General features: G+C 67.3%; 18 protein-coding genes. 6 read left to right on the top strand and 12 right to left on the bottom strand.

Features of this window, described 5'->3' with window-relative positions; all coding sequences use genetic code 11:
• Positions 1-22 precede the first annotated feature (22 nt).
• The 6 genes from A5699_RS08725 to A5699_RS29520 form a co-directional block, all read right to left on the bottom strand.
• Complete coding sequence (locus A5699_RS08725) at positions 23-856, bottom strand: CopD family protein (RefSeq protein WP_082957629.1); 834 nt, start codon at positions 854-856, stop codon at positions 23-25.
• Positions 853-1359: a copper resistance CopC family protein gene (locus tag A5699_RS08720; protein ID WP_067768240.1), complete on the bottom strand. Its 507-nt coding sequence runs from the start codon at positions 1357-1359 to the stop codon at positions 853-855. The genes A5699_RS08725 and A5699_RS08720 overlap by 4 nt, the downstream gene beginning before the upstream one ends.
• Positions 1356-2030 (bottom strand): YcnI family protein, encoded by a 675-nt coding sequence (locus A5699_RS08715; RefSeq protein WP_067768238.1) that lies wholly within the window; start codon positions 2028-2030, stop codon positions 1356-1358. The genes A5699_RS08720 and A5699_RS08715 overlap by 4 nt, the downstream gene beginning before the upstream one ends.
• A gap of 35 nt (positions 2031-2065) precedes the next feature.
• Positions 2066-2590 carry a hypothetical protein gene (locus A5699_RS08710; RefSeq protein ID WP_067768236.1) on the bottom strand — a complete coding sequence of 175 codons (525 nt, stop codon included), beginning with the start codon at positions 2588-2590 and terminating at the stop codon, positions 2066-2068.
• A 10-nt stretch (positions 2591-2600) separates the two neighbouring features.
• Positions 2601-3257 carry a DUF6474 family protein gene (locus A5699_RS08705; protein WP_067768234.1) on the bottom strand — a complete coding sequence of 219 codons (657 nt, stop codon included), beginning with the start codon at positions 3255-3257 and terminating at the stop codon, positions 2601-2603.
• Positions 3258-3669: 412 nt separating this feature from the next.
• Positions 3670-4098 (bottom strand): hypothetical protein, encoded by a 429-nt coding sequence (locus A5699_RS29520; protein ID WP_067768230.1) that lies wholly within the window; start codon positions 4096-4098, stop codon positions 3670-3672.
• Positions 4099-4135: 37 nt separating this feature from the next.
• On the opposite strand from A5699_RS29520, the gene A5699_RS29515 reads away from it, so the two are divergent.
• From A5699_RS29515 to A5699_RS08680, 3 genes are read left to right on the top strand one after another with little or no spacing between them, the layout of a single operon-like run.
• Positions 4136-4618: a hypothetical protein gene (locus A5699_RS29515; protein ID WP_231965652.1), complete on the top strand. Its 483-nt coding sequence runs from the start codon at positions 4136-4138 to the stop codon at positions 4616-4618.
• 53 nt (positions 4619-4671) lie between these two features.
• A complete protein-coding gene (locus tag A5699_RS08685; RefSeq protein ID WP_067768228.1) occupies positions 4672-5163 on the top strand; it encodes an ImmA/IrrE family metallo-endopeptidase in 492 nt (163 codons plus the stop codon).
• The gene (locus A5699_RS08680) at positions 5160-6284 is read left to right on the top strand and encodes a hypothetical protein (RefSeq protein WP_067768227.1); all 1125 of its coding nucleotides are present in this window, start codon (positions 5160-5162) and stop codon (positions 6282-6284) included. The genes A5699_RS08685 and A5699_RS08680 overlap by 4 nt, the downstream gene beginning before the upstream one ends.
• Before the next feature lie 68 nt (positions 6285-6352).
• Here A5699_RS08680 and A5699_RS08675 read toward each other — a convergent pair whose 3' ends face one another.
• The 4 genes from A5699_RS08675 to A5699_RS29040 all read right to left on the bottom strand — a co-directional run bounded on the left by A5699_RS08675 (position 6353) and on the right by A5699_RS29040 (position 9301).
• The gene (locus A5699_RS08675; protein ID WP_066902092.1) at positions 6353-6751 is read right to left on the bottom strand and encodes a secretion protein EspR; all 399 of its coding nucleotides are present in this window, start codon (positions 6749-6751) and stop codon (positions 6353-6355) included.
• Between the two features lie 850 nt (positions 6752-7601).
• A complete protein-coding gene (locus tag A5699_RS08670) occupies positions 7602-8138 on the bottom strand; it encodes a peptidase (protein WP_067768225.1) in 537 nt (178 codons plus the stop codon).
• A gap of 216 nt (positions 8139-8354) precedes the next feature.
• A complete protein-coding gene (locus A5699_RS08665; protein ID WP_003883955.1) occupies positions 8355-8978 on the bottom strand; it encodes a superoxide dismutase in 624 nt (207 codons plus the stop codon).
• 164 nt (positions 8979-9142) lie between these two features.
• Entirely contained in the window at positions 9143-9301 is a 159-nt protein-coding gene (locus A5699_RS29040) for a hypothetical protein (RefSeq protein ID WP_197508235.1), read from the bottom strand.
• Between the two features lie 435 nt (positions 9302-9736).
• Here A5699_RS29040 and A5699_RS08660 point away from each other — a divergent pair, with 435 nt between their 5' ends.
• From A5699_RS08660 to A5699_RS08650, 3 genes are read left to right on the top strand one after another with little or no spacing between them, the layout of a single operon-like run.
• A complete protein-coding gene (locus A5699_RS08660; RefSeq protein WP_067768280.1) occupies positions 9737-10078 on the top strand; it encodes a rhodanese-like domain-containing protein in 342 nt (113 codons plus the stop codon).
• 40 nt (positions 10079-10118) lie between these two features.
• Positions 10119-11177: a DUF4328 domain-containing protein gene (locus tag A5699_RS08655; RefSeq protein WP_067768223.1), complete on the top strand. Its 1059-nt coding sequence runs from the start codon at positions 10119-10121 to the stop codon at positions 11175-11177.
• Between the two features lie 4 nt (positions 11178-11181).
• Positions 11182-12015 (top strand): glycerophosphodiester phosphodiesterase, encoded by an 834-nt coding sequence (locus A5699_RS08650; RefSeq protein ID WP_067768221.1) that lies wholly within the window; start codon positions 11182-11184, stop codon positions 12013-12015.
• Between the two features lie 7 nt (positions 12016-12022).
• On the opposite strand, the gene A5699_RS08645 is transcribed toward A5699_RS08650, so the two are convergent.
• Positions 12023-12571, bottom strand: coding sequence for a ferritin (locus A5699_RS08645; protein ID WP_067768219.1), 549 nt, complete (start codon positions 12569-12571; stop codon positions 12023-12025).
• Positions 12572-12708: 137 nt separating this feature from the next.
• Positions 12709-13653 (bottom strand): LCP family protein, encoded by a 945-nt coding sequence (locus tag A5699_RS08640; RefSeq protein WP_197508236.1) that lies wholly within the window; start codon positions 13651-13653, stop codon positions 12709-12711.
• Positions 13654-13755 lie beyond the last annotated feature (102 nt).

Below are 13755 nucleotides of genomic sequence, written 5' to 3'. Positions count from 1 at the left end.
ATCATGCCAGGCGCCCCGGCGGTCAACCCGTGACGGCCAGAGCCGCGGCAAGGGTGACCGCGACAGCCATGATGCCCAACTCCACGATCGAGCGGTTCTGTGACAGCGCAGCCGTGCTGCGGTGGGCGCGCGCCGCGGGCAGCCATTGTGAGCGGTTTCGCCACGCCAGGCCCAGCAGCGCCACGGTCACCACCAGCTTGGCCGTCAACACCCGGCCGTAATCGGTGGTCAATAACTCGGTTGGCGACCCCAGCCGGATGGCCGCCCCGGCGACCCCGGCGGCCAGCAGCACACCCACGCACCACAGCGACAACTGCGAGAACCGGGGCAACACCCTGGCCCACTGGCCGCGGTGGGTCACGGTGAGCAGCAGCGCCGCGAGCACGCCACACCACACCGCGGCGGCCAAGGCGTGCACCGCCACCGCCATGCCGCCGATCGGGCTCTCCGAGAGGTGCCCGGTCAAGGTTCTGGCGGCCATGCCGACCGCCGCGAGGCCCACGGTGGCAGCGGTGGTGGTGGCGCTGCGGGGAACGAAGATCGCCACCACGCCGACGATCAAGGCCGCTGCGATACCGACCAAACCTGATCGTCCCGCGGCCGTGTGCACACCGAAATCGACCAGGGTGTGCGTGCCGAGCTGCCAGAACCGCAGGCCTGCGGTGGCCGCCGCCTCCGCCGTCAGCCGCACGACCTCGGCCATCAGCCAGACCGCCGCCGCCACGGCCAGTGGCCCAGCCGCCTTACGGCCCAACTCGTCGCGATAGCGGGCGGATTCCAGCAGCGGCACCGCGGCCAACCCAAGCGTGACGACGGCCGCGCCGTCGGCCAGCGCCCGGATCAGCGCTGCCGTCATCGTTGACGTCGGACCGCCCACCAGGCTCCGCCGCCGACGAGCACGACGGCAACCAGGACGAAAGGCCACACCACGATGCCGCCGTCGGACTGCGCCGGGGAGGCGGCGGCCGGTCCGGGGGTGCCCGTGCCCGCGACGGTCAGCTCGAACGACCACGAGCCCGAGACCACATGGCCGTCTGCCGAGGTCACCCGGTAGTTCACCGTGTAGGTGCCGGCCGGGCCGAGCGGACGGACACCGACACTGATCACGGCGCCGGCGACCTTCGGATCCCCGTCGGACCACAGGTTGTGGTCCGGACCGACGACCGTCATGCTCGCGAACGCCGGCTGCAACGCCTCGTTGAACGTCGCGCTCACCCGCTGCGGGGACGAACTGAGCGACGACTGCTCGGCCGGATCGGCGGCGATCCGCGCCGCATGCGCCGACGCCGCCGGGGCACCGAGCAGCGCCGAGGCGGCCAGGAGCAGCCCGGTCAGGCCGGCGGCCAACAACCGGCTCATGACCGGCGCCGGTTGAGAAGCGCCGCCACCACCGCGGCGGCCGCGACGATCAGTGCCCCGCCGGCCAGCCAGCGCGCCGAGTTGTCGACGGTGCCTGCCGGCTCCGCGGCAGTCGGTGCGGTGGGAGGTGACGTGCTCCCGTGCGCGGCATGCGCGTCGTCTGACGGGGCGCCGCTCAGCGCCAGCTGCGGTGCCGGATGCTCGGGTTCGCTGCCGTCGGGCAACGGAGCCTGATCCCACCGGACCACGGTGCCATCGGAGTAGGTCTGGACGGCCGGGAAACTCGCCGTTGGGGCGTCCGGCAATTTGACCGACACCCGGAACAGGGCGAACTGCTCCGAGGAGATTCCCACCCCGGGATTCGCCGTCCAGGTCACCGACCGAACTGTGCCGGCGGCGGTGTCGCGGTCCAGCTTGGCCGTCCAGCCTGGCACGACCTCGGTGCGGGCCGAGGCCACATCGGGCAGTTCGACTGTCAATTGGGTTGTGAGCGCACCGGTGTCCGACTCACCGGGCACGCGGAAGGTGAGCACCGACGTGTTCCCTGGTGCCGGATTGTCGGCGTCGACGTGGACGTGGGCCCAGGCGGGCGCGGCGGTGAGCAGGCCGGCGACGGTTACCGCGGCGGTGGTGAGCAGGGCGCGCGAGGACACCCCGGTGAGGGATTGCATGTCTTGGTCTTTCTGTGTCGTTCGGGTCGGTGTGATCAGGCGGGAAGCCGGACCGGTGGACCGCGATGCGACACAGAGGCGGCCAGGAAGAGTGCGGAGTGCAACGGCTGATCGGCGCCGTCGGCAAGGGCGCGGACCGTCGGCACCGGCACCGGGCCGCGCTCGGCGGCCACCGCACGCACCACGCGAGACACGGCCGCCGACAACCGGGCCCCGCATGCGATCAGGGCCGCACCGAGCGATACCGCCACCACGTGCGCGCCGAACATCGTCGGGCCGGGCCAGGAATCATGCGAGTGCGACGTGGCGGCCATCAATAGGTGGGCCAGCAGTTGGCCGGCACCCAGGAGCAGCCACAACACCGCGACGCGGTTCGCCCGGGCCACCGTGGCGGCGATGGTTCCCAGTGTCACGGCGAGGATCGCGAGCTGGGCGGCCACTGCCCCGGTCGGCAGGCTGCCACCCGCCATGCCATGGGCCGCCACGGCCAGCGCGGCGGTGAGCGAGCCGACGGCCGTACCGCGCAGGCCGGCTGCGGAGTCGGTACGGACGACGGTCATGGACGTCGGCTCAGACCAGGCCCAACCGAGCCATCAGGTCGGCATCGATGCCGTCGAGCTGAGCGGCGATCGCCGCGTGTGCGCCGCGACGGCGGGCGGTCGGCATGTTCTCCGCCGCGGTCACGGCAGCGGCCAGATCGGTCAGCCGCTCGCCGATCGCGGTGACGAACTGCTTGGTCTCGGCATCCTTGGGTTTCTTCTCGGCGACCTGCCGTAGCGTCTGCTCGGCACCGGAGATCCGCGCCGACAGCTCGGCACCATGTCCGGAGAACTGACCGAGTTGAGCCAGCGGAACGCCGAGCCGATCGGCCCGACGCTCGTCCAGGGCGCCCCTGGCGGCCGTGGCGGCGCGGTAGATCAGTGGCACCAGCACCGGCGCCAGCAAACGCGTGACGGTCAGCAGACGCCGAATCCGGGCGGGGGAGAGCAGGCGCCCTTCCCGTGCGGCCTTCAACTCTGCCTCGGCCACTTTGAGGGCATTGCGGTCGCTGTCGCGCTGGGCTTTGACCTGAGCTTTGAGGGCGCGGTGCGCAGCTTTTTGATCCGACCTGATGCGACGAGCCTCGTTCTTTGCGGTGAGCCGGGCTTCCAGCTTGGCCTTGGCCTTGATGGCGCGGGCTTCGGCGCGGCGGGTGGCGCGGCTTTTTCGTCGCGTGAACAGGCCCATTCCGGTTGCCTCCCGGTCAATTCGTCGTGTGTCGATGGTCACCGCAGAACTGCTGCAGACCCACAGTATCGTCCGGCCGATTTGCTCGACCGCGGCTCCCCGGGAACCAGCCGGGCAATCGGCTGAGCTAGCAAATTTGAGCTGGATGATTGTGCAAGAATCGAACCGGTTCATTTCAGCCATAGGGCGGTGCGCGAAAGGGTGGTGACAACGTGCGTTCGCGGTTGCGCGTCGCCGCCTCGACCGGTCTGGTGCTTTCTGGCCTGATCACTGCGGGGATAGGTGGAGCGCTGGCGTTTGCCGACCCCGACCGGGGCCGGCCGGCCGGCGGTCATGAAGCCTCGAGCAGCACCGGTAAGGACCACTCGGGCCCCCGAGGGGGCCGCGACCACGATCACGTCTCGGGCCACGGTCACGACGGGGACGTCCACGGCGGTGACGGCGGCCCGCGCCGCCCATGGGGTACGCGCCGATGGCACCGGCCCACCGACAAACCGACGCGGACCAGTGGTGAGCCGACGAGGACGTCGGGCAAACCTTCGGAACCCTCGGGCACGCCGACGGCCACCCACACCGGGATACCGACCGCCACCAAGACCGAGACACCCAGCACCGGGCCGTCCACCGAAACCACAGGGCCTACCGAAACAACAGGGCCGTCGCAGACCTCGGCCACCCCCAGCAGTACCGACGTCACCACGACCGAGGTCTCGGTGACGACGAGCGCGGCCACGTCCACCACTCGGACGTCGACGGAGACCACCAAGACGACGGAGACCACCAAGACGACGGAGACCACCGAGCCAACCGAGACGACGCAGACCTCCACCTCCATCGTCATCGGACTTCCGGACGTCGGAAACGACCGGGACGGTGGAGTGCCGGCACCGTTCAACTACGCGCGCCCACCGAGCATGCAGTTGCCGCTGCGACCGACACAGCCCCAGGCCGTCGCCAACCCCGGTGCGCCGCCGCCCGGATTGGCCGCGGCGGCCGGAGTGCCGCCGATCGTGGTTCCCGTCGTCCTGCCGGTCATCGTGCCGCCGCTGGCGGTGCCGTTGAGCGGTCCGGACTCCGACCGTGGGCCGCGGTCCGGGCCCGACGTGCACCCCACCACCAAGCTGAGCATCGAGACGCCGACTCCGGTCGCGGTCGGGTTGGACGCCGCGATTCCGCCGGCATCGTTCCGGGCGGGGTATGCAGACTATCTGCGCACCGCCAGCACCACCGAGATCGCGGCGATGGCCCTGCCGGGGGTAACCGGGATGATGGCACTCACCGGTCTGGGCGGATTCGTCGGGTACCGGCAGGCAAAAGCCGGCCGTACGGTCCGAATCGACGCAACCCGGTTCATGACCTGAGAACGACTTGGGACAATATCCCGGGGTACTACGAAGGGATGAGAGGGGGGAACATGTCGGCCAGCCGAAGTGTCACGCGTGCTGTCAACGAGGTGCTCGACCTCGCCCCGCGCAAGGGCGAAGTCACCTTGACCCGCTTGGTCGATGCAGTGGCCGAGAGTCGTGGTAGGCCGATCGAGCTGACCATGGCCGAGCTCCCGCCCGGCGTCTGCGGGCAATGGCGTCAGTACGTCGACCATGACGTTTTCCTCATCCAACAGGGACTTCCGGCCTGGGATCGCACGTTGGCCCACGAGCTCGGGCACCTCGTCCTGGGACATGAGGGCATCTCGATCGTCGACGCGGCGGCGGCCTCTGCTGAGGTCGCCACCTCTGACCTGATCAGCTACATGCTCAACCAGCGGACCGGTTGCATGGGTCCCAACGGCGAGGACATCGAGCAGGAGGCCGAGGACTTTGCCGCACTCCTGCTCTACCGCCTGGGCCGACTGCCGTCCGACCGATCATCGATCGTGCAGGTCCGCCTCGGAGAGGCGTTTGGTTGATCGTTTGGGTGATTGCCGGGCTGCTCGGCCTGGCGACCGGCCTGCGCATCGGTTGGGCACTGGTCAACAAACAATCCCTGGTGAGCTCGGCGATGATCGTGTCGTTGGGCAGCCTGGGGATCGTCGCTGCGTTGAACTGGGAGCCGCTGGCCCTGCTGATCGACACACTGCTGCACTGGCCGAACGTCGCGGTGGCATTGAGCCAGATCGCGTTGATCGCTTGTGCGGCAGGCAGTTGCGTGATGATCACGACCGCATCTTCGGACCACTCGGCCACGATGACCCGACGCATCGCCCTGATCCAGTACGGCATCGCCGCTGTGGTGGCGGTCGTCAGCGTGGTCATCTTCTTCAGCGCCGGTAAGCAGCCGGAGATGGCGCCCGCGGAATATCTGAAGCGGGACCTCGGCGCGGACGGCACCTCGTGGCTGCTGCCACTGCTCTACGTGTTCCTGGCGCTGACCCTGGTGGTGTGGGCCGGCCTGCGCTACTCGAATCGCAGCCGGCGCGGCCGGGCCCTGTTCCTGTTCACCATCGGCATGGTGCTGATCGTCGCGGCCAGCGGCTTTTTCCTGATCCGGGCCGCGGGCCGGACAGAGCCGGTCGGTGTCGGCGCCGCGGCGACCCTGCTCGGATGTGCGATGGTGATCGTCGCCGCCGGATCGCTGCTCCCGAGCGTCGAAGACTGGTTCGGGGCACACCATGAGCTGCGGACCATCAAGCCGTTGTTGAGTGAACTGGCCCGCCGGCAGCCCGACGTCGGCATCGGTGTGCGTCCGCGTGGTCCGCTCGTGTTCCGCGTGGCCGAACGCATGTCGCTGATCTCCGACGCGCTCTACCTTGAGGCCACCGCGGCCGACGCGCGCCGGCATGAGGCGTCGGCACCGCCGGGGTCAAGCGGCACAACACAATTGGGGGACGGCGAGCGTCCGAAGGTGCCCCCGCGCGATCAGGCCCGAAGCGTCGCGCAGTGGATCCGTGACACGCGCGACGGGGACGACGGTTCGGCGTTTCCGGGACTGACGTGGCTCAGTCAGCCCGAATCGTATTCAGACCGGGAGTGGATCCTGGCGATCGCCGAGCAGTACCGGGAATTGGGCCGCACGGCGGCGCGCAGCTGAAAACCACGCGAATGGGGACCACCGAAACTGATCCCCACCGGCGTGGTTCGAGTGCGGAAAACCGACGATCAGTCGTCGAGGTGTTCCCGGCGGCGCAGCTCATCGACCTTCTGGACGAGATCCTGCTGAGCCTCCGTGGACAACCCGACGGTGCGGGCGGCGATCCGGCGAACCCCTTCGTCACGCATGCTGGCCAGCCAGGTCAGTTCCTTGTCGAGCTTCTCGTAGTACTCGTCGTCGGTGAAGTAAGCCGGCTTGATCCGGAAGAAGTTGGCAAGTGCGGCCATGGTTGCCGCCGACGGGTTGGTCCGGTTGCCCGAACGAAGCTGGGACAGGTACGGGGCCGACATGGTGACGCCCTCAGACTTCAGTGCGGCGATCACCTCGGCAGACGTGTGGGGTCCGCGCCCAGGTGGATAAACCGTATCGAACAGGCGGTTCAGGCGGGCGGCGAACGTCTTGCTCATCGATTTGACCTCCACATGCATCACGAGCGGTACGAATAAGGCGGCGTATTTGCTGACTATGGTAGCGAGTGTTGTGACGACAACCAAGTGCAAACCGCACAAAACTTAAACTGGCTTTGCGTTTTGTGGGCCCTTGGCGGAGATGCCCGGGCCTTCGCCGTGGAGGTGCGCCGGGATTGCGCCGTCTGGCACTGCAAAAGGTGACGGTCGCGTTGTATTGAGTACGGTGAGCTGCGATCACGGGTCTGACCGATCATGATCGTCTTCGTGGCCGGCAACGGTGGCACCGCTCTGACTAGCGGAAACAGATATTTGCTAGACCCCAGACCTGGCGTCGCGTCGGATTGCCTGCGGCGTCGTTGTCGAACGACGTGGAACACGTTACAGGTGGAGCGCTTGAATGCGCATCAGCCCCCTTGCGTGCGGTAGCCAGAGAGCTGCGGACGGAATCGGAGCGTTGATTCCAGGCGAGGTTGCGGAGTCGAAACGGGCCAGGTTTTCGCGCGGTGCCGAAGAATCGCCATCCGCATCAGGATGGCCGGCATGGTTGCGGTGTGCGTTCGCGGCTATCCGGCCACTCACCTCGGTGGCTGCGGCAGCAGACATGGCGGCCTTTCGACACATCGCCGGTGGGTGCCGTTTGCACGGCGCACATTTCATGCGGTCGAAGGTGTCGTCCGCCGCGCTTCGTCGGCCGGGATTGAGCCCAGTAGGTCGACACGACGATCGCGGCTTTCGCCTCCGCCAATTCAGGGACCTTAGCCGCTACCTGCTGCTGCCGCCAGGTTTCTTATCCATTTTGGGCAGCCACATTCTCATATCTGGAGAGGATGTGCCCGGCCTGGGCGGGTCATGCCGCCAACAGCATCGCCAGGATCGCGGTGTCGGGATGGCTGATGGGGTCGACGCCGACCCGGCTGACCATGGAGGTCACGGTCCCGTCGGATTCTGCTTCGACCCAGGCCGCCCGGTGTTCCAGCCCGAGATGCGGGAGGCCCGGCAACAGCACGCAACCAGAAGCTGCGCCGGTGCATTCCGGTAACGACGGGGTGGTCTCCGACGGCGGATGCAGCATCAGAAGTGCCGGCGGTTGATGCTCGGCGAAATATCCAGGCGGAAGCGCGGATTCGCCGACCACCGGACCTTCGGCGATGACCAGACCGACGGTGCCGGGTTGTGGTTGCTCGGGCAATTCCTCCCGAACGCCGAAAATCGTTGTGGTGGACAGTAACCCGGGCAACGAAGCAACACGGACCGTGACAATCAGAAGCTGCGCCCACTCTTTCGTGGAATCAGGCCATCGCCCTGACACCACAAAGCCTTTGAGAGCGCCGCCGGAATGGAAGGGCGCGATCTCGATCGCGCGGCCGGACCCCGTGGTATCCATATCGCCTCCGGGACATCGGTATTGGCTCGCCATCGCCGTGGCGCACCGACACGTCTGTGGGTCGATCTGATCAGAATGCGCCAGCAGTCGTGCCGGTGCAAGCGACACGGGGAACCGGGTGCGTAACGAATCGGCCCCGGAAACGAGGGCGGGGCGTCACGCTGTTGCGCGACGCCCCTTCTGGAGAGAACAGAGCCGGTCTGGCCCTCGGTTGGATCAGCCGAAGATCAGGCCGTTGGTCTTCGACGTGGCCGCTGCATAGCGGTTCTGCACGTCTTCCCAGTTGACGACGTTCCAGAACGCCTTGACGTAGTCCGCCTTGACGTTCTTGTACTGCAGGTAGAAGGCGTGCTCCCACATGTCGACCTGCAGCAGCGGAATGATGCCGAGCGGCACGTTGGCCTGCTGGTCGTACAGCTGGAACGTCAGCAGCCGGTCACCGAGGCTGTCGTAGCCGAGCACGGCCCAGCCCGAGCCCTGCAGACCGTTGGCCGCAGCGGTGAACTGCGCCTGGAACTTGTCGAACGAGCCGAACTGATCGTCGATCGCCGCGGCGAGATCACCCGTCGGCTTATCGCCGCCGTTGGGTGACAGGTTCTTCCACCAGATCGAGTGGTTCACGTGGCCGCCGAGGTGGAAGGCCAGGTTCTTCTCGTTGAGGAAGATCGCGGCGTGGTCACCGTTGGCCCGCGCCTCATCGAGCTTGGCGACGGCGTCGTTGACGCCCTTGACATACGCCGCGTGGTGCTTGCTGTGGTGGAGCTCGTTGATCTGCCCGGAGATGTGGGGTTCCAGCGCTCCGTAGTCGTAATCCAGGTCCGGCAAAGTGTATTCAGCCACGAGATTCCTTCCTCATTATCGATCGATGGAGCTGGGGCGTCCGTCAGCGATCCTCAAGTCCGATCTCAAGCTCGACACTCAAGATCACTGCCAACATTGCTCCATCGCAGGGCGCACCGCAAGGACGCGCGTGCCGACCACACGTATACCCGATCGCCCGTCGGTCAGAACAAGACGATGACCGCCAGGACGCCCAACAGAAGCAGAGCGATCACGCCGGCCCGCAGAAAGGCCATCTGCTGGTTGCGAGTGTGCAGGTGTCCGGACGAATGCCATTCAGGCTGAGGTATCGCTGAACCCGATCCCAGTGGATGTGAAGCCATCAGACACTCCTGACCTGCACGATCAACGTTTGCCCCCCAGTGAGTTCTGTCACAACAGCTGGTGTGACGCCGATCATAGACCCTGTGTGGGCCAGGTGAAAATCGGCTGCAAGATGCCTGGAACCGGCGCCGATGTGGCCTGGAATCAGCGTGATCCCAACTGGGCCGGGGCAACGCGGCCAACCGGGTTCGGGCGGGCGTACACGATTTCGCTCAGCGGTGCCGACGGTTGTTGATCGCCGACGCCGACGCCCCAGATTTATCCACAGCGATGGACAGCCGACGCACAGTTAGGTGCATTTCGGAGGCTTTCACGCAGGTGCGGGCCCTGTGGATGAACCTGTGGAAACTGTGGATAGGTTTCCGTTGCTGACGGCCGCGTCGGCCGACGAGGGCCGGGTGCGCTGCTATGGGCCGGCGTGCGAGCATGGCGGTATGGACGATGTGGAAGTCGGACAGGCAGACATCGCTGCGGTACCCACGACGTTCGAAGGGTCCGTGGTGCTCCTCGACGTCCGCGAGGACGACGAATGGCAGCGCGGTCACGTCGCCGGCGCGCAACACATCCCGATGGGCGACGTGCCGACCCGGATGGCCGAGATCGACCCGGATGCCGAGCTGTACGTGATCTGTCATGCCGGGGGACGCTCCCTGCGGGTGGCGAACTACTTGGCCCGCAACGGCTATACCCCCGTCAACGTCGAGGGCGGAATGCTGGCGTGGGCGGGGGCCGGCCGGCCGGTCGTCACCGATGCCGGTGAGCCGGGCTCCATCTGACCGCGACAACGGGACGCCAGATCGTGGCTAGGCTGGTCGGATGATCCAGGTGTGTTCGCAGTGCGGGACGCGCTGGAACGTGCGTGACCGGCAGCGGTCATGGTGCCCCCGCTGTGGCGGCTCCTTGTTGGCGCCCTCGGCCCCGCAACCGCAGTGGGCGCCGGCCGCCGGCCCCGCGACGGCAACCCCGCGGCCACCGTCGGCGCCGGGCCCCGCGCCCAGGCTCGCCCCCGGTTACCGCTGGATCGCGGTACGTCCCGGTGCTCCGCCGCATCAGCGGCGTCCGCGGCGCTCGCTCGGTCCGACGCCGCACTACCGCGTCATCCCGAGTTGGGGGCTGGAGCAGCATTTCGACGTCGACGACCACACTCGGGACGCTCACGATGAGTCCGGGGTCGGCACGGCGCGGCTGATGCTCGTCGGGGCGATGGTGGTGCTCGGCGTCGCGGCCTTCGCCCACCTGGTCCGGTATGTGCTGCTGCTGATCAACCGCAGCATCCTGTTGCATCCGCTCATCGCGATCGGCGGAGTGTTGCTCGGTGTGTTGGCCAGCCTGTTGGCGATGGTCATCGTCGTGCTCGCGGTGGTGGCGCTGGTGCGCTGGCTGATCGCACGACGGGCCGCCCGCTACGCCGAGCACGGTGAGGTAGACCCGCGCAGCCCGATGACCCTGTGGCTGGGTTGTCTGGTCCCCGGGGTGAACCTGGTGATGGCGCCGGTGTTCGTCTGGGAACTGGCCGCACTCGAGGGCCGCCTCTCACACCTGCGCCGCCTGATCGTCGTGTGGTGGATCGTGTGGGTGCTCAGCGCCGTCGTCGCGGTGTCGTCGATGGTGAGCACCGTGTACGTGACCTTCTTCGGCGGGACCACACAGAACGTCGCCGACAACACCATGATCGCGATCGTCGGATATCTGCTGGGGTTGGCGGCGTTCCTGTTGACCGCGAAGGTGTTCGCCGGCTTCGAGGGCAGCGGCACGGCGGCTCAGCCCAGCGTCCGGCGGTGGGTGGTCGTCGAACCCGACACCTCTGCAGACCGTGAGGATTCCTCGGAATCCGCCGTTCCGGTTGAGTCCCAAGGGCAGAACCCGGCAGCATAGCCGTATGGAGACGGGCGACGACGGAGCCGATGGACAGGCGACACCGACGCCTGGACATCCGTTCGTGGTGGCCCATCGCGGCGCATCGGCCGATCGGCCTGAGCACACCCTGGCCGCATACGACCTGGCGCTGAGCGAGGGTGCCGACGGTGTGGAATGCGATGTTCGGCTGACGCGTGACGGCCATCTGGTCTGTGTGCACGATCGCCGGGTGGACCGCACTTCCACCGGCACGGGCCTGGTGAGTGAGATGACCCTGGCCGAGTTGCGCCGTCTCGACTACGGGTCGTGGCACGCCGGCGGCGCCACCGGGGACACCGGGTTACTGACCCTCGACGATCTCGTCTCGCTGGTGTTGGACTGGAACCGTCCGGTCAAGCTTTTCATCGAGACCAAACACCCCGTGCGCTACGGCGCGCTGGTGGAGAACAAGGTGCTGGCTCTGCTGCATCGGTACGGCATCGCCGCACCGGCGTCTGCCGATCTGTCCCGGGCGGTGGTGATGTCGTTCTCGGCGGCGGCGGTGTGGCGGATCCGTCGGGCCGCGCCGATGCTGCCGACCGTGCTGCTCGGTGAGACGTCTCGATATCTGGGCGGCAGCGCAGCCACCACGGTGGGCGCCACGGCGGTGGGTCCGTCGATCGCCACCCTGCGTGAGCACCCCGAGCTCGTGGACCGGGCCGCCGCCCAGGGCCGGGCACTGTACTGCTGGACCGTCGACCACTACGAGGATGTCCAGTTCTGCCGCGACATCGGGGTGGGTTGGGTGGCCACCAATCATCCCGGCCGCACCAAGAACTGGCTGGAGAACGGCCTGACCGGCGCGGGCCGGGACTGACTTTCGGCTAGAGAACGCCGCCGGCGGCCTTGGGCGCAGCCGGGTCCGCAGTCGTGGCGCCGCTGAGCTCCCTGGCGACGAAGTCCTCGATGTGGAACAGGTTGGTCCCGGCGCGGTCGGCGATCCGGACCAGCGTCGCCATCGAGGAAACCTCTTCGATCTGCTCCTTGAGGAACCACTGCATGAACTGCTCGCCGAGGTAGTCGCCCTCTTCGCGGGCCACGCTGGCCAACCGGCTGATCTGCTCGGTGACGGTGCGCTCCTGGCTGAGCGCCAGCGCGAGCGCATCGCGCGGTGTGTCGAAGCGGTTGCACACGCTGTCGACACCGGGGATCTCGGCGTCGATGTCCCGATCGAGCAGATACTGGACCAGCATCATGGCGTGGTTGCGCTCTTCGACCGCCTGGGCGTAGAAGTGCTTGGCAAGCTGCGGCAGATCGGCGCCGTCAAAATAAACCGCAATTGCGATGTATTGCTGTGACGCGGTGAACTCGCTGCGAATCTGGTCTTGGATAAGCGCGTGAAATTTCGTGTCGAGTTCACTGGTCGTCGTCATGACGGCGAGGATATAGCAGGTCAGGCGCCATTGTCATCGAAGGTGAACCTCATTGAGGGAAGCTTTACCTTAGTGGCGTGGTGCTGATTACTTTCCCAATGTCGAATTTGCTGGGATTAATTTAGCCTGCCCTGTGTTCACGGTTGGGGCGTCTCGATGACATCCGCTGGGACTGCTTCGTCATTGGCCAGCGCGGTGAACAGCCGTCCCGCCGCGTCACTGTCCCAGACCACCACGGCACCGGACTCGCTGCCGGTGAACTCACCGATCGGCACCGTCGTGGTGACCATGTCGCCGTGCATGGCCCAGGCCAGTCGGCCCAGATCCCAGACGTGTGCGTTCTCGTCCACAGCCACCGAGTCGGTGGCGGCGCGGGCCATCGGCTGCCATCGCAATGGGTTGAGCAGCACCTCCGGGCTGGTCGCCCGGTGCAGAAGGGCCGACATGAAGGCGCGTTGATGAATCATCCGGTCCAGGTCGGCGCGTGGTGTGGCGCGGGTTCGGACATACCCGAGCGCGCTGCGACCGTCGAGCTCTTGGCAACCGGCGGGCAGGTCGATGCCGGCCAGCGGATCGCTGATCGGTTCGGCCGGGCACATCGTCACCCCGCCGACGGCGTCGACGAGCGCGGCGAAGCCGTCGAACCCGATCTCGGCGTAGTGGTCGAGGTGCAGGCCGGTGGCGAGCTCGACGGTCTGGGCCAGCAGCGGGGCTCCGCCCAGTGAGAAGGCCGCGTTGACCTTGTCCTCGCCGTAGCCGGGAATCGGCAGGTAGGAATCGCGGGGAATCGAGACCATCGTGGCCGGGGTGTCCGAGCCGATGCCGGGGATGTGCACCAACAGGATGGTGTCGGTGCGGCCGTTGCCGATATCCCCGCCCGTGGCCAGGTCGGCCTGCTGTTCGGGGCTGAGATGCTGTCGACTGTCCGATCCGACGAGCAGCCACGTGGTGCCGTGGGCTCCGGCCGGGCGTTCGGGGTAATCGGCCAGGGCCGGGATGCGGTGCAGGGACGAGTCGACCCAGAAGGCCCCGCCTATCAGGGCCAGCGCAACCGTGAGCACGAGGATCAGGGGCACCACCATCACCAGGCGACCCCAGCGCCGCCGGCGCGGTTTGCGTGTGGGCTTGGGTGGGACGGGCGGCGCGGCGTTCTACGGACCCAAGATCTCGGTCCAGGTCAAGGA

This window comes from Mycobacterium sp. E802, assembly GCF_001666875.1.
Classification (GTDB): domain Bacteria; phylum Actinomycetota; class Actinomycetes; order Mycobacteriales; family Mycobacteriaceae; genus Mycobacterium.
The sequence above is the reverse complement of the archived record's forward strand: the minus strand, read 5'-3'. Positions and strand labels throughout refer to the sequence as shown.